The 14972-nt window shown below is 54.5% G+C and carries 13 protein-coding genes and 2 rRNA genes (1 of these 15 only partly in view); 14 read left to right on the forward strand and 1 reads right to left on the reverse strand.

Features of this window, described 5'->3' with window-relative positions; all coding sequences use genetic code 11:
- The 6 genes from sS8_RS22775 to sS8_RS22800 form a co-directional block, all read left to right on the forward strand.
- A 23S ribosomal RNA gene (locus sS8_RS22775) occupies positions 1-336 on the forward strand (it extends 2555 nt beyond the left edge of the window).
- 99 nt (positions 337-435) lie between these two features.
- A 5S ribosomal RNA gene (gene rrf, locus sS8_RS22780) occupies positions 436-548 on the forward strand.
- Between the two features lie 369 nt (positions 549-917).
- Positions 918-4820: an ATP-dependent RNA helicase HrpA gene (gene hrpA, locus sS8_RS22785; protein WP_119631775.1), complete on the forward strand. Its 3903-nt coding sequence runs from the start codon at positions 918-920 to the stop codon at positions 4818-4820.
- 443 nt (positions 4821-5263) lie between these two features.
- On the forward strand, positions 5264-6460 hold the full coding sequence (purT, locus tag sS8_RS22790; protein ID WP_119631776.1) for a formate-dependent phosphoribosylglycinamide formyltransferase: 1197 nt from the start codon (positions 5264-5266) through the stop codon (positions 6458-6460).
- A gap of 122 nt (positions 6461-6582) precedes the next feature.
- The gene (locus sS8_RS22795) at positions 6583-7197 is read left to right on the forward strand and encodes a lytic transglycosylase domain-containing protein (protein WP_119631777.1); all 615 of its coding nucleotides are present in this window, start codon (positions 6583-6585) and stop codon (positions 7195-7197) included.
- Positions 7197-8066, forward strand: coding sequence for an HDOD domain-containing protein (locus sS8_RS22800; RefSeq protein WP_119631778.1), 870 nt, complete (start codon positions 7197-7199; stop codon positions 8064-8066). The genes sS8_RS22795 and sS8_RS22800 overlap by 1 nt, the downstream gene beginning before the upstream one ends.
- Position 8067: 1 nt before the next feature.
- Here the strand turns inward: sS8_RS22800 and sS8_RS22805 are convergent, their stop codons facing one another.
- Positions 8068-8646, reverse strand: coding sequence for a Maf family protein (locus tag sS8_RS22805; protein WP_119631779.1), 579 nt, complete (start codon positions 8644-8646; stop codon positions 8068-8070).
- Positions 8647-8740: 94 nt separating this feature from the next.
- On the opposite strand from sS8_RS22805, the gene sS8_RS22810 reads away from it, so the two are divergent.
- From sS8_RS22810 to fabF, 8 genes are all read left to right on the forward strand, one after another.
- On the forward strand, positions 8741-9250 hold the full coding sequence (locus tag sS8_RS22810; RefSeq protein ID WP_119631780.1) for a YceD family protein: 510 nt from the start codon (positions 8741-8743) through the stop codon (positions 9248-9250).
- A gap of 10 nt (positions 9251-9260) precedes the next feature.
- A complete protein-coding gene (gene rpmF / locus sS8_RS22815) occupies positions 9261-9452 on the forward strand; it encodes a 50S ribosomal protein L32 (RefSeq protein ID WP_119631781.1) in 192 nt (63 codons plus the stop codon).
- 94 nt (positions 9453-9546) lie between these two features.
- Positions 9547-10575, forward strand: coding sequence for a phosphate acyltransferase PlsX (plsX, locus tag sS8_RS22820; RefSeq protein WP_119631782.1), 1029 nt, complete (start codon positions 9547-9549; stop codon positions 10573-10575).
- Positions 10572-11537 carry a beta-ketoacyl-ACP synthase III gene (locus sS8_RS22825; RefSeq protein ID WP_119631783.1) on the forward strand — a complete coding sequence of 322 codons (966 nt, stop codon included), beginning with the start codon at positions 10572-10574 and terminating at the stop codon, positions 11535-11537. Before plsX ends, sS8_RS22825 begins: the two co-directional genes overlap by 4 nt.
- A gap of 8 nt (positions 11538-11545) precedes the next feature.
- On the forward strand, positions 11546-12502 hold the full coding sequence (gene fabD, locus sS8_RS22830) for an ACP S-malonyltransferase (RefSeq protein ID WP_119631784.1): 957 nt from the start codon (positions 11546-11548) through the stop codon (positions 12500-12502).
- Positions 12499-13236 carry a 3-oxoacyl-ACP reductase FabG gene (gene fabG / locus sS8_RS22835; protein WP_119631785.1) on the forward strand — a complete coding sequence of 246 codons (738 nt, stop codon included), beginning with the start codon at positions 12499-12501 and terminating at the stop codon, positions 13234-13236. Before fabD ends, fabG begins: the two co-directional genes overlap by 4 nt.
- Before the next feature lie 148 nt (positions 13237-13384).
- Positions 13385-13615: an acyl carrier protein gene (gene acpP / locus sS8_RS22840; RefSeq protein WP_026609307.1), complete on the forward strand. Its 231-nt coding sequence runs from the start codon at positions 13385-13387 to the stop codon at positions 13613-13615.
- Between the two features lie 83 nt (positions 13616-13698).
- Entirely contained in the window at positions 13699-14940 is a 1242-nt protein-coding gene (gene fabF, locus sS8_RS22845; RefSeq protein WP_119631786.1) for a beta-ketoacyl-ACP synthase II, read from the forward strand.
- Positions 14941-14972: the final 32 nt, after the last annotated feature.

Below are 14972 nucleotides of genomic sequence, written 5' to 3' on the forward strand. Positions count from 1 at the left end.
GGTACGCGAGCTGGGTTTAGAACGTCGTGAGACAGTTCGGTCCCTATCTGCCGTGGGCGTTGGAGATTTGAGGGAAGTTGCTCCTAGTACGAGAGGACCGGAGTGAACGAACCTCTGGTGTTCCGGTTGTCACGCCAGTGGCACAGCCGGGTAGCTATGTTCGGACAGGATAACCGCTGAAAGCATCTAAGCGGGAAGCCCCTCCCAAGATGAGATCTCCCTGGGACTTCGAGTCCCCTGAAGGGCCCTGGAAGACCACCAGGTTGATAGGTGGGATGTGGACGGTCAGTAATGGCTGAAGCTAACCCATACTAATTGCCCGTGAGGCTTGACCATATAACACCCAAACCGTTTGGGTGAAGACACCAAACGCCGTGTACATTGTCCGAGTGAAGAGCCAAGCAACAAAAACAGCTCGACATGAAACCAGTTTTGCCTGGTGGCCAGAGCGAGCGGGAACCACCCGATCCCATCCCGACCTCGGAAGTGAAACCGCTCAGCGCCGATGATAGTGCAGTTCCCTGTGCGAAAGTAGGTCACCGCCAGGCTCCTCTTCCCTAAAGCCCCGAGGCTCAAACCCCGGGGCTTTCCTTTTTTCAGAAACTATTCCCTACTCCACACGGCGCTGAAATATCGACCGAATTGAATTCGGTATAATCTCATTCCTACCCCCGCTGCTTTTTTGCTCTGAAATACTCAGCATGTCTCAGTCTCGTTTACAATCAATACGCCGGACCAATACCGCTATCGGACGATTTTTGCGCAAACATGCGAGACACAGCCTGTACCGGCCGTTTCCATACCACATTGGCGGCACATCGATCCAACTGGCGACTGAGGATTCCTACTGAAGGGGCCGCTGCTGAAAACGCAACGGTCTCGTTAAACACGAATCAAAATGAATCATTCTTCTCCCAATGCTGGAGATTCTTGAACAAATCGAACGAAATCTCGATCTTTGCCTTCGCAGAGACCGCTATCATCTGGCGAAGAAGCTTTCGCGCCTGCAAGCAGAAATACGCCGAGACCAAACCGCTGCCGATCGACTGCAGGCGCTGACGGATTCAATCAGCCAATCCATGGCACACAGGCAGCTTCGAGCTGAAAGCCTTCCGAAGCTTGATTACCCAGAGCAGCTTCCGGTCGTCGAAAGAAAAGCAGAGATTCTCGATAATATACGGGATCATCAGGTGATCGTCGTTTGCGGAGAGACCGGTTCCGGCAAAACGACCCAATTGCCGAAAATCTGTCTCGAGGCTGGCTGTGGTGTTGCCGGTTATATAGGCCACACCCAGCCCCGTCGTATTGCGGCTCGAACCGTCGCCGCGCGGATTGCCGAGGAGCTCAACCAGCCTCTGGGGCAGGCGGTCGGTTATAAGGTTCGATTTCAAGATCACACTAGGCCCGAAAGCTTGATCAAGCTGATGACGGACGGCATCCTGCTGGCCGAAACTCAGCACGATCGCTTTCTCGATCAATATGACACTTTGATCGTGGATGAGGCGCACGAGCGGAGTCTCAATATCGATTTTCTGCTGGGCTATCTGAAATGGTTGCTGCGCAAGCGCCGAGATTTGAAGCTCATAATCACTTCCGCCACCATCGACCCGGAACGTTTCGCCGGGCATTTTGGGAACGCGCCCATCATCAACGTATCGGGGCGCACCTATCCGGTGGATATTCGTTATCGGCCGGTTGAAGTCGAGGAGGGCGATGAAACCGACCGCGCCGAACAGATGGCGATTGTTAACGCCGTGGATGAACTGTGGCGTGAGCAGCCGGGAGACATCCTCGTCTTTCTGAGTGGCGAGCGCGAAATCCGCGAGACCGCAGAGTCGCTGCGCAAGCACCACCCGTCGAAATGTGAAATTCTGCCGTTATATTCGCGCCTGTCTCAATCCGAGCAGGAGCGGGTATTCAAGCCTTCGGGTACGCGTCGCATCGTACTCGCGACCAACGTCGCGGAAACATCGCTTACCGTGCCCGGTATCCGCTCGGTGATCGATACCGGCTACGCTCGTATCAGTCGTTACAGCCACCGTAGCAAATTGCAACGCCTCCCGATCGAGAAGATTTCCCGCGCCTCGGCCAACCAGCGCTCCGGCCGCTGTGGACGGGTCGGACCCGGAATCGCGATCCGCTTGTATTCTGAACAGGATCATTTCAACCGGCCCGAATTTACCGATCCGGAAATACTCCGTACCAATTTGGCGGCGGTCATTCTGCAAATGCACGCTCTGAGGCTGGGAGATATTTCGAAGTTTCCCTTTGTGGAACCACCCGACGCCCGGCTGATCCGAGATGGTCTTCGGACCTTGCAGGAGGTCACTGCGCTGGATGACCGCGGGCTGATCACCGATATCGGTCGTAAACTCGCAAAGCTGCCGGTAGACCCGAAACTCGGGCGTATGCTATTGGCCGGAGCGGAAGAACATTGCCTGAGCGAAATTGCTATCATCGTTGCTGCCCTGAGCGTGCCGGATCCCCGTGAGCGCCCCGCCGATCAGGCTTCGAATGCCGATCAGAAGCATGCCCGCTTTCGGGATGAGAATTCTGATTTTCTGTCCTTCTTAAAGCTATGGAACGAATACGAGGAACAGAAGAAGCACTTGTCGAAATCCAAGTTGCGTCAATGGTGTCGAGACAATTTTCTGTCCTACGTGCGGATGTCGGAGTGGCGCGACATTCATGGCCAGATCATGGAGGTGGTGAAGGGCGAACTGGACCTGAAACTGAACCAGGCGCCAGGTGAATACGGCGAAATCCATAGGGCGCTGCTTGCGGGCCTTCTGTCTAATGTCTGTCTCAAGCAAGAGCAGAACGAATACGTCGGGGCGCGGGGTACCAAGTTGTTCATTCATCCCGGTTCCTTTTTGTTTAAGTCCAAGCCTAAGTGGATCATGTCGGCCGAGCAGGTGGAAACGACCAAGGTCTACGCCCGCACCGTGGCCAAGATAGAGCCGGGATGGATCGAGAAGGTCGGGGCTCATCTCGTCAAGCAACAACACTACGATCCACACTGGGAGCGCAAGGTGGCACGCGCGGCGGTGCATGAGCGCACGACGCTGTTCGGACTCGTTATTCAGGCGGGGCGCAAAATTCCGTACGAAAGGATCAATCCACAGGAAGCTCGGGAAATGTTTATCCGCCGCGCCCTTGTGCACATGGATTACGACAGCAAGGCTCCCTTCTTCCTGCACAATCTGAAACTTTTGGAGGAAGCGGATTATCTTCAGCACAAGGGGCGGCGGGCCGATCTGCTGGTGGACGAGGACTGGCTGTTCCGCTGGTTCGACGAACGTATCCCGCAGGATGTGGTCAACGGCGTCACCTTCGAGCGTTGGCGCAAGGCGGCGGAGGCGCGCAAGCCCGATATTCTCAAGCTGAGCCGGGCAGACATTACAGCAAAGGAAGACACTTCGCTGGATTCTAAGAATTTTCCGGACTACTTTCAGGTAGGGCCGTTGCGGTTCCAGTTGCAGTACCGATTCGAGCCGGGACACGAGGACGACGGGGTAACGGCCATGGTGCCGCTGCATCTCCTGAACCAGCTCGATCCCGAGCCGTTCATCTGGTTGGTGCCGGGCCTGCTCAGAGAAAAGACCGTCGCACTCATAAAGTCTTTGCCGAAGACGCTGCGTATCCATTTCGTACCGGCACCGGAACATGCCGACCGAGTGTTGCCCATGCTGGACTACGGGCATGGTTCGTTCTATGGGCAGCTTTCGTCGGCGTTGAAAAAGACCGGAGGTATCGCCGTGTCACTTGATTCTTTCCGAGAAGACGTGCTGCCGGTACATCTGCGCATGAATTTCGCCGTGGTGGACGAGTTCAAGGCCGTTATTGACCGTTCGCGCGATCTCAACGACCTCAAAGCCCGCCATTCCGCCGATGCAAATAAGAATTTTCAACAACTGGCTCGGCAGGCTTATCTTCATACGGGCTGCAAGAGTTGGAGTTTCGGGGAGTTACCCCAATGTTTCGACGGGCGGCACGATGGTCAGACGATCTATGGTTTTCCAGCGACGGTCGATGAAGGCGAAACGGTAGGTGTACGCGTGTTCGATACTCCGGAGGAAGCTTCGCGACAGCAAGAACGGGGTCTTGTTCGGCTATTCCGGTTGGCTTTGGTCAAAGAGCTCAAATATTTGAAACGGAATCTCGCACTCAATGCCCAGGCAGAATTCTTGTACCGACAGATGCCAGCGCATCCATTCCTTTATCCTGATCTGAAGACCGGCCGCGAACTGCGTGAGGATCTTTTGGACCGGGTTATGGGCGTATTGTTTTTGGAGGGACAACCAGATATCCGCGACCGAGATGAATTCGAGAAACGTCTTGGAGACCGGAAGGCAGAAATGGTCCTTAAGGCCGAAGAAATGGCGCGTACCGCACAAGCCGTGCTCCAGCTGTACGCCGAAGTGCAGGCAAAGCTGAAGATGCGGCCGACCAGGCCCGTCAAGCAGAATATACTCGAACAGTTAGAATTACTGCTCTATTCGGGATTCTGGATTACAACCCCATACGCGCAAATCAGGGAGATCCCGCGTTATCTCAAAGCTATGCTGCACCGTATCGAAAAGTCCGACCAAGACCCTCAACGAGATCAAAAGCAGTTCAAGGAGATTGAGCTTTTCTGGGGGCGCTACTGGAGTGCCGTAAAAGCTGCTCGGGGACGGAGCGTACCGGAGCGGGACGCTTTCCGCTGGAAGCTCGAGGAATTTCGTGTTTCTTTGTTTGCCCAACAACTGAAAACGCCGTATCCGGTGTCGGCAAAGCGCTTGGAAGAGGCGTGGAAAAACACGAGCGCGGCTACGTAGCTCGATTTCACAGCCGGCGAGGATTTGTGGGACGTTTACACACGTCGCCCCGAAATTTGCCAGGCCGCTGAACGTCGCGGTCCCACGAAGGATGTGAGGTAATGCGAGTTTGAACTGCTGTGCGTTATGGTCCGACGGGATTTCTAGCAAGATGAGATTTGAATTGTTTCGCCGAGAGTTTGAATCGGCATATTCTTCTAGTAACGGAGACTTCTTACGTCCTTCCGGATTGTGCCTTTCCGGTTCGGTCGCCGTGGTTGGTTACTTTCCCAGCCCGGGAACATAGCCGCCTGACAAGGCGCGACACGGCGCAAAGCCGGCATTAGGCAGCAGTAAGACAACGACCAATATATTAAACGTCTAAACCTTTCTTGCCCCATTTGGTACTTTAGAGAACTCCAGGCTAAGTCTACTGGAAAAGGTCTGAACTTAAGGAGATCACCATGAAAATTGGTACCGCACTGACACGCAGCGCCACGCGCGTCATGCTCCTAGGTAGCGGTGAGCTCGGCAAGGAGGTCGCCATCGCTCTGCAGCGTTATGGTGTCGAAGTCGTTGCCGTGGACCGTTATCCCAATGCGCCGGCTCAGCACGTGGCACATTGTGCTCACATGATCGACATGACCGACGGTGAAGCCGTAAAACGGCTGGTCGAGATGGAAAAACCGGACATCATCGTGCCGGAGCTCGAAGCAATCGCTACGGAGGCTTTGGCCGAGATTGAGCAGGGCGGTCGTGCGGAAGTGATTCCAACGGCGCGCGCCGTCTGCTTGACGATGAATCGAGAGGGGATTCGCCGTTTGGCTGCGGAAGAGCTTGGTTTGCCTACTTCGCCCTATGCGTTTGCCGATTCTCTAGATTCGCTGAAGAGCGCTGTCCAAGCGGTCGGTTACCCGTGCTTCGTCAAGCCTGTAATGTCGTCTTCGGGAAAAGGGCAATCATTGCTTCGAGGCGATGCTGATTTGGAAAAAGCCTGGGAGCACGCACAGTCGGGAGGACGGGTTAAAGACACCAAAGTTATCGTGGAGGGTAAAATCGAGTTCGATTTTGAAATTACCTTGCTGACGGTGCGCGCTTGCAACGGCGACGCTGGCGTAGCGACCTATTTTTGCGAACCCATTGGCCACCGGCAAGAACTCGGCGATTATGTCGAGAGTTGGCAGCCGCAGCCCATGAGCGGTACTGCGATAGCGGAGGCCCGGCGTATCGCGAAAGTTGTCACGGACAATCTGGGCGGACGCGGAGTTTTTGGCGTGGAGCTGTTCGTTAAAGGAGACCGGGTCTGGTTCAGCGAGATCAGTCCGAGACCTCATGATACGGGGATGGTGACCATGATTACTCAGGCGCAGAACGAGTTCGAATTGCATGCTCGAGCCATGCTGGGATTTCCCGTATCGACCGCTCTCCGAAACCCGGGGGCTAGCGCAGTGATTTACGGTCAAGTTGAAGGCGAGGGTATCGTATTCGACGGGGTTGGCGAGGCACTTACCGTGCCGGAAACCGAAATCCGGCTGTTCGGCAAGCCGATATCCCATCCGCGTCGTAGACTCGGCGTGGCTTTGGCCGCCGGCAACCCCATCGAGGAAGCGCGAAACCGGGCGACAACGGCGGTAGGGCTGATCAAGCCATTGGTGGGTTAGTCGCCCAATTAGAACAAGTATGGTGTTTAAGACTACAGTCACGTTGTCTGATTTGCAAAAAACCAGATTCGTGCAAAACTTTTCCTCTGACGACATGGCGACGGTCAACAGGCGGAAAAGTGATGTTCAGACCATCAAGAATAAAACGCTGGCTGGCACTTTTATCCTTTCTTATTTCGGGCTCGGCCGGTGCGGATGTTTTTAAGTATGTAGATAGCGCCGGACATGTCTTTTATACGGATAACCCCAAGCATTCCGGCTATCAGCTGATTATCAAGACGCCCGTTGCCTTTTCGCGCCCCCAGGGTCAGAAGCGATCATTGGCGGCACGTGGATATGCGGAAAAATTTCGTAGGCAATATGCTTCTTTGATCGATGCAGCAGCCAGCAAATACAGCCTTGATCCGGCATTGTTGCACGCGGTCATTCGCGCTGAGTCCTCTTATAATCCGGCGGCGGTGTCCAGCAAAGGTGCCGTCGGCCTTATGCAACTCATGCCTGAAACTGCAAGCCGTTACGGTGTCCGTGACCCTTACGACCCAGGCGAAAATATAGAAGGCGGCGCGAGATATCTGAGGGACTTGATCGCTATGTTCCAGTCAGACGTCAGATTGGCTGTGGCGGCCTATAACGCAGGAGAAAACAACGTCATCAAATATGGAAATAAGGTTCCTCCCTTTCAAGAGACTCAGGCATACGTCACCCGGGTTCTCAACTATTACCGCCACTTTAATTGATGCTTGTAGCCGAAACGCCGGAAACCCTGGTCAAGGGAACAACTCAATTGTTATCACCGCCGGTTACGGTTGCGAGGGTTTCCGCCATTTTAGAAAATGATGAATTTTCGATCAGGGAAGTCGCTGAGGCGATTGGGCAAGACCCTGCTCTTACCGCTCGGTTGCTGAAGATAGTCAATAGCCCTTTTTACGGCTTCTCAGGGCGTATCGAGACCATTACTCGCGCGGTCGGGTTGGTCGGCGCCGACGCCCTTTACAGTTTAGCGCTGACAACCGCGGTCATGCATGGGTTCCGCAAGATCCCGGCGTGTTTGGTCAGTATGAACGACTTTTGGTTGAACAGCCTCTTTTGCGGCGTTATTGCTCGTCTATTGGCCAAGGAAGCTGCAGTCTTGCACTGCGAGCGTTTGTTCGTTGCCGGGCTGTTGCATCGCATCGGTGCTTTGATCATCTACATGCGTTTGCCGGAAGCGGCGCGGAAAATCCTTTTATCTGCCGCGGGTGACGATCGCTTGATTCCCCATTTGGAAAAGGATTTACTCGGCTTTACGTATGCCGAGATCGGTGCTGAGTTGGCCAAGGCGTGGAAAATGCCGTCGGCTCTGCAAGAAACGATTCGCTGGCATCTCGAGCCCGAAAGAGCCGAGAGATTCCGTTTGGAGACCAGCCTCTTATATCTCGCCAATCGACTGAAAACCGTATCAATGCTCGGATTTCCTATCGATGACGTCATTCAGACGATTCCGGATGAAGTCAATGCCGCAATACGTCTGGATGAGACCCAGATCGTTGCCGCCATGTCCAAAGCGGCCGAACAATTCGCCGACACCGCCGCCCTGTTCGTGCCGGATGCTTACGTGCGGCATTGACTCAAATGACCTGAACTCCGAAGCTTCCGAGCAAGCGAGCGAGGCGAAGGAGCGGAAGTCCGACCAGTGCGTTAGGGTCATCTCCCTCGAATTTTTCAAACAGTACGATCCCTAAACCTTCGGACTTGAATCCTCCGGCGCAGTCGAGAGGCTGGTCTCGATCGACGTAGCGTTCGATTTCCTCCCGAGATAGTTTACGAAAGTGCACCAAGCAGCGGTCGATTTCGGCTTTCATTTCGCCCGTGGCGGCATGCAGGACGCACACAGCGGTATAAACCTCGACACGTCGGCCGGAAGCCGCGCAAAGTTGCCGAATTGCGTTATCACGCGTCATCGGTTTAACTAATTGTTTCCCGTCCAGAACCGCAATCTGGTCGGAGCCGACGATCAGACGGTCGGGGAAACGAGGCGCCACGGCAGCGGCCTTTTGCTTTGCCAAACGCAACGCCTGGCAATCCGGCGTCTCACCGACTTCGGACATTTCGACTATTCCGGGCGAAGCCGAGTCAAACTCAGGCAGCAGCTTCTTCAGCAAGTCTTGACGATAGCGGGAACTGGATGCCAAAACAATTTTTGTCATGATGCCGGATTAGAGTGGATATTGGAGTAGTCAAAGCCAGGATAGAGAAGCGATTTTGACAGCTTTTGGCTTTTCTCGATATCATTGCACGATTATGCTTGACCGTTTGCCTGATTTGATTGATCCATTGGAGTTCGCGGAAAAGAGGCGACGGATCGTCGGATCAATACCTTTGAACAAGATGGATCGTATACGAGACATGGTGTTGAATGGTGAAGGTGAGGCAAAATTCGATCTTGAATTTAAAAAAGAAGGCCGGCGTGCAGTGATTTCTGGGTGGGTGGAAGCCAATCTGTTGCTGGAATGCCAGTGTTGCCTGGAGCCCTTGGTCTGGTCGATGCGCGATGAAGTACATCTAGGTGTTGTCAGTTCCATTGATGAGGGAAATATACTTCCTGAACCGCTTGAGCCCTTGCTCCTCGACGAAACGGGTCTGATCGGTGTGGCGGACATCGTGGCGGACGAACTGCTGCTGGCGATTCCGGCGATTCCCCAGCATTCCCATTGTGCTTCGCCCAATACAGAAACAGAAGCAGAAACTAATACGGATTCCCGTGAGAATCCTTTTGCCGTGTTGGCACGACTGAAAACTATTCGAAACTAGGAGCTTTTAAATGGCCGTACAGCAAAATCGTAAAACGCGTTCCAAGCGAGGTATGCGTCGGGCGCATGACGCTTTGAAAGCCAATGCACTTTCTATCGAGCCCACCACGGGCGAAACTCATCTTCGGCACCATGTCAGCCCGGATGGCTATTATCGGGGACGTAAGGTTGTTGCCAGTAAAGACGAAATAAGCGAAGAGTAAAGTCGCCGTCCGGATTGACTTGGAGCCGGAATCGTTGCGGTTCCTTAGTCGTTGTTTCTGCTGAGTTTGCCGCTCGATTGATCGAACAAGAATTATGAACAAGAAGCCGACCATCGCTTTGGATGCCATGGGCGGCGATCACGGCCCCTCCGTGATCGTTCCGGCGGCTCTGGACAGTGCCGAAAGTAATCCCCACTTAAGGCTGATCTTTGTGGGCGATGAAAATGTACTTCGCCAACATATGGGAGATGCGCTGACACGGCTCGGCGACCGGATTAGCCTTCATCACGCTTCCCAGACAGTTGAAATGCACGAGTCTCCAGCCAAGGCGCTTCGCGGCAAGAAGGATTCATCCATGCGGGTTGCAATCGACCTGGTCAAGGAAGGGGTTGCAGACGCCTGCGTCAGTGCCGGGAATACCGGCGCGTTGATGGCGATCGCAAAATTTGTCCTCAAAACGATACCGGGAGTCGACCGGCCGGCGATAATCTCTGCCGTGCCGTCCATGGGGGGGCACACCCATGTGCTGGATCTCGGTGCCAATGTGGATTGTTCGGCCGAACATCTCTATCAATTCGCGGTGATGGGTTACGAACTCGTGCGTGCGGTCGAGGATAAGGATAATCCGCGGGTGGGTTTGCTTAATATCGGCGAAGAAGAAATAAAGGGAAACGAACAGGTCAAGGAAGCCGCCAAATTATTGGCTGGTGCCCACATCAATTTCATCGGCTACGTCGAAGGGAACGACCTTTACTCGGGAAACGTGGATATCGTCGTGACTGACGGCTTTGTCGGCAATGTGGCGCTTAAAACCAGCGAGGGTCTCGCGAAAATGATCAATCATTCAATCAAGCAGGCGTTCGGCAGGAATATTCTTGCCAAGCTCGCCGGATTGGCCGCTATGCCGGTACTACATTCCTTCAAAAGGCAATTCGATCACCGCCGTTATAATGGCGCAAGCCTCTTGGGGCTACGCGGCATCGTGATCAAGAGTCACGGAAACGCCGATCGTCTGGCCTTCGCGAATGCCATCGGCATTGCGGTCAAGGAAGTCGAAAAGGCCGTCCCGAGCCGTATCGGCGAGCGCATAGCGGAAATTTTCGCTGAGAGGAAAACCGCGTGAGACGGTACTCTCGGATTCTCGGAACCGGCGGCTACCTCCCCGAAACCATTCTCACGAACGATCAAATTGCGGAGACTGTCGATACCTCGGATGCCTGGATCATCGAGCGTACCGGTATTCGCGAGCGCCGCATCGCCGGAAAGCACGAGACTGCTTCCAGCATGGCGGAGTTTGCCGCGCGTCAGGCTTTGGAATCGGCAGAGATCGAAGCGGGAACAATCGATCTCGTCATTGTTGCGACGTGTACACCTGATCGAGTCTTTCCAAGTACCGCCTGCTTGTTGCAACAGCGGCTAAATGTCCGGGATTGTGCGGCGTTTGACGTTCAGGCGGCGTGTTCCGGGTTCATCTACGCTCTCAGTATTGCCGACCAGTATGTCAGGGCCGGCAGTGCCCGGCGGGTTTTGGTCGTAGGCAGCGAAGTCACCTCGCGGATCATCGACTGGTCGGATCGCTCGACCTGCATTCTTTTCGGCGATGGTGCCGGTGCGGTCGTGCTCGAAGCGGCGGACGAGCCGGGAATCCTGAGTACACATATCCATTCCGACGGGCAGTATCAGGATTTGCTGTACGTTCCTAACCGCAACGGATTGCGGAACAGTGAAGAAGATGACCAATTCTTGAAGATGCAGGGTAATGAGGTATTCAAAATTGCCGTAAATACCTTGGGGCGCATCGTGGATGAGACCTTGGCCGCCAATAATCTTCAGAAATCGGATATTCACTGGTTGGTGCCCCACCAAGCGAATATACGCATTATTGCCGCTACGGCAAAAAAGCTGCAAATGCCCATGGGTCGTGTGGTGATGACGATCGAGAAGCAAGGCAACACATCGGCGGCCTCGGTGCCTCTCGCTTTGAACGAAGCGATTCGGGATGGACGGATTCAGCGCGGTCAGATGGTTTTGATGGAAGCTTTCGGCGGCGGTTTTGCATGGGGTTCGGCTCTCATCCGGTACTAGGGTAATTTATGTCTACAAATCTCGTCGACAACGGCTTGGCCGTTGTTTTTCCAGGACAAGGTTCCCAGTCCGTAGGGATGTTGTCGGATTTGGCAGAGAAGAATGCCGAAGTGGGATTCACCTTTCGGATCGCTTCCGAAGTGCTCGGCTACGATCTTTGGGATTTGGTGCGGAACGGCCCCGAAGAAAAGCTTAATTTGACGCAGTATACCCAGCCGGCGATGCTGGCTGCTGATGTTGCGGCGTGGCGAGTTTGGTCAAAAGGAACTTCTGCGAGGCCTGCCTGGATGGCTGGTCATAGCTTGGGTGAATATGCTGCTCTGGTATGTTCGGGAGCTTTGGCTTTTGAAGATGCGGTTCGGCTTGTGGCCGAGCGCGGACGGCTGATGCAGGAAGCGGTGCCGCCGGAAACCGGAGCGATGGCTGCAATTTTGGGCTTGAGCGACACCCAGGTCGTCGAGGTTTGCGCCAAGGCATCGACCGAAACGGAGGTTGTCGCGCCGGCCAACTTCAATGCGCCCGGCCAAATCGTGATCGCAGGCCATCAGCCAGCCGTGGCGCGGGCTATCGAACTGGGTAAGGCGGAGGGGGCAAAGCGCGCCGTACTTTTGCCGGTCAGCGTGCCATCTCATTGTCCGTTGATGAGAAGTGTTGCGGAGAAGATTCACGAAATGCTGGCCGAAACGGCTGTCAAAATCCCACCGATTGCAGTCGTCCATAACGTCGATGTCCAGTCCCATTCGGCGCCGGAGGTCATTCGGGCGGTTTTGGAAAAGCAGGTATATAGCCCGGTTCGCTGGGCCGAGTCAATTCTATTCATGTCCCAGCAGGGCGTTAGCCGATTTGTCGAATGCGGTCCCGGTCGGGTTCTCAGCGGTTTGAACAAGAGAATCGTTCCCGCATGCAGAACCGAAGCCGTTTTCGATCGGAATTCTTTGGTTAAGGCATTGGAGCTTGTTCAATGACGTCTAAAGTCGCTGTTGTAACCGGGGCCAGTCGGGGAATCGGACGCGCCATCGCTTTGCGTCTGGCGAAGGATGGGCATACCGTCATAGGCACGGCAACCGGCGAGTCCGGCGCTGACGCTATTTCCGCGGCTCTGGCCGAAGGCGGATTTCATGGCAGAGGTATGGTGCTGGACGTGGCCGAGTCCGATTCGGTCGAGCAATTTTTCAAAGCGGTGAATGAGGCGTTCGGCGCCCCGCTTATTTTGGTCAATAACGCCGGAATAACGCGAGACAACTTGCTAATGCGAATGAAAGACGAGGAATGGGATGACATCATCCGTACGAACCTGTCCTCGGTTTACCGCATGTGTAAAGCCGCTCTGCGTGGAATGATGAAGGCCCGAGATGGTCGAATGATCAATATTACCTCTGTCGTCGGAGCGATGGGGAATGCCGGGCAGACCAATTATGCGGCCGCTAAGGCCGGAATTATCGGCTTTACCAAATCGCTCGCCAGAGAAGTCGGATCTCGGAATATTACCGTCAACGCTGTAGCACCGGGATTCATTGATACCGACATGACACGCGCACTGCCCGAAGAAAACCGAAAAGCGCTGCTGGAGAACATTCCCTTGGCGCGATTGGGGGCCCCAGAGGAGGTGGCGGGCGCGGTGGCGTTCTTGTGTTCGGATGACTCAGCCTACATTACGGGCGAAACCCTACACGTGAACGGCGGCATGCACATGGCATGATTCCGTGCATCTCCGGGTAGAATGCATTCGCTAATGACTTGAGCAGGCAACGTTTTTCTTTTTCGAGAAAAGTCTTGTATTCACCGGGTTTCAAATTAAAATTTCCCGACTCACCAATACTAGAGAAAACAGCTGAGGATATAAAACGATGAGTGATGTAGCAGAGCGTGTTAAGAAGATCGTGGCTGAGCAATTAGGCGTAAAAGAAGAAGTCTCCAATGAAGCTTCTTTCGTCGACGATCTCGGCGCCGATTCCTTGGACACGGTCGAACTGGTGATGGCCTTGGAAGAAGAGTTTGAATGTGAGATTCCCGACGAAGACGCGGAAAAGATCACCACTGTCCAGCAAGCGATAGACTACATCGAAAGCCACATCTGATTTGATCCCGCCGCCCCGCAAGGTTTTCGGCTTGGCGGGGCAGGAATGTCTTTGTTAGTTTACACCCCGCTAAGGAACATAGATTGAGTAGAAGGCGCGTGGTCGTTACCGGACTTGGCGCAGTGTCGCCCGTCGGGTTAACGGTGAGTGATTCCTGGCGAAACGTGCTCGACGGCAGAAGCGGTATTGCACCCATCGAGTATTTTGACGTTTCTGATTTTTCGACCCGTTTCGGCGGAAGTGTCAAGGGATTCGATATTACCCGGTATATTCCCGAAAAAGAGGCCAAGAAAATGGATGTTTTCATCCATTACGGGCTTGCGGCAGGCTGCGACGCGTTCGAGGATTCGGGGCTTGAAGTTACTGCAGAAAACTCGGAGCGGATTGGCGTGGCCATTGGTTCCGGCATCGGCGGTATCACGGGAATCGAGAACGGACATAACGCTTTCTTGAAGGGCGGACCACGGAGAATTTCTCCGTTCTTTGTACCCAGCAACATCATCAACATGATCTCGGGCAATGTCTCCATCAGGTTCGGGCTGAAAGGCCCGAACTTCGCCATCGTTACCGCTTGCACGACGGGCACTCACAATATTGGGGAAGCTGCGCGCGTAATTCAATACGGCGATGCAGATGTCATGCTCGCCGGCGGTGCCGAGATGGCGACATCGCCGACATCCTTGGGAGGGTTTGCTTCGGCGCGGGCTTTGTCCCGGCGGAACGACGATCCGGTGCGGGCCAGTCGTCCCTGGGATAAAGACCGGGACGGTTTCGTATTGAGCGATGGCGCCGGAGTCTTAGTTTTGGAAGAGCTGGAACACGCCAAAAAGCGTGGCGCCCGGATCTATGCCGAACTGATCGGTTACGGCATGAGCGCCGATGCCTATCATATGACTCAGCCGCCGGAAGGTGGCGAAGGTGCGGCGCGTTGCATGCGCAATGCGCTGAGGGATGCAGGCATCGATCCGAGCCGGATCGATTACATCAATGCTCACGGAACCTCGACGCCGGCCGGTGATATCGCGGAAACTCGGGCGATCAAATCCGTACTCGCCGATCACGCTTATAAAACCCCGGTCAGTTCGACGAAGTCCATGACCGGTCATATGCTGGGCGCTGCCGGTGGCATTGAGGCGATATTTTCGGTATTGGCGCTCAGAGATCAGTTGATTCCGCCGACCATCAACCTGGATAATCCGGATCCGGAATGCGATCTCGATTACGTTCCCCATACGGCGCGTCAGACGAAGCTGGACATTGTCATGTCGAACTCGTTCGGCTTTGGTGGCACGAACGGTACGTTGATTTTCAAAAAGTACAATTAATTTTCCATTTGATGGATGGATCCCCTTGTCTT

This window comes from Methylocaldum marinum (genome assembly GCF_003584645.1).
In the GTDB taxonomy this organism is placed as follows: Bacteria; Pseudomonadota; Gammaproteobacteria; order Methylococcales; family Methylococcaceae; genus Methylocaldum; species Methylocaldum marinum.

Coding starts and splice junctions, on each gene's coding strand:
- hrpA (WP_119631775.1), top strand. CDS start 918: ATGCTGGAGATTCTTGAACAAATCGAACGAAATCTCGATCTTTGCCTT.
- purT (WP_119631776.1), top strand. CDS start 5,264: ATGAAAATTGGTACCGCACTGACACGCAGCGCCACGCGCGTCATGCTC.
- sS8_RS22795 (WP_119631777.1), top strand. CDS start 6,583: ATGTTCAGACCATCAAGAATAAAACGCTGGCTGGCACTTTTATCCTTT.
- sS8_RS22800 (WP_119631778.1), top strand. CDS start 7,197: ATGCTTGTAGCCGAAACGCCGGAAACCCTGGTCAAGGGAACAACTCAA.
- sS8_RS22805 (WP_119631779.1), bottom strand. CDS start 8,646: ATGACAAAAATTGTTTTGGCATCCAGTTCCCGCTATCGTCAAGACTTG.
- sS8_RS22810 (WP_119631780.1), top strand. CDS start 8,741: ATGCTTGACCGTTTGCCTGATTTGATTGATCCATTGGAGTTCGCGGAA.
- rpmF (WP_119631781.1), top strand. CDS start 9,261: ATGGCCGTACAGCAAAATCGTAAAACGCGTTCCAAGCGAGGTATGCGT.
- plsX (WP_119631782.1), top strand. CDS start 9,547: ATGAACAAGAAGCCGACCATCGCTTTGGATGCCATGGGCGGCGATCAC.
- fabD (WP_119631784.1), top strand. CDS start 11,546: ATGTCTACAAATCTCGTCGACAACGGCTTGGCCGTTGTTTTTCCAGGA.
- fabG (WP_119631785.1), top strand. CDS start 12,499: ATGACGTCTAAAGTCGCTGTTGTAACCGGGGCCAGTCGGGGAATCGGA.
- acpP (WP_026609307.1), top strand. CDS start 13,385: ATGAGTGATGTAGCAGAGCGTGTTAAGAAGATCGTGGCTGAGCAATTA.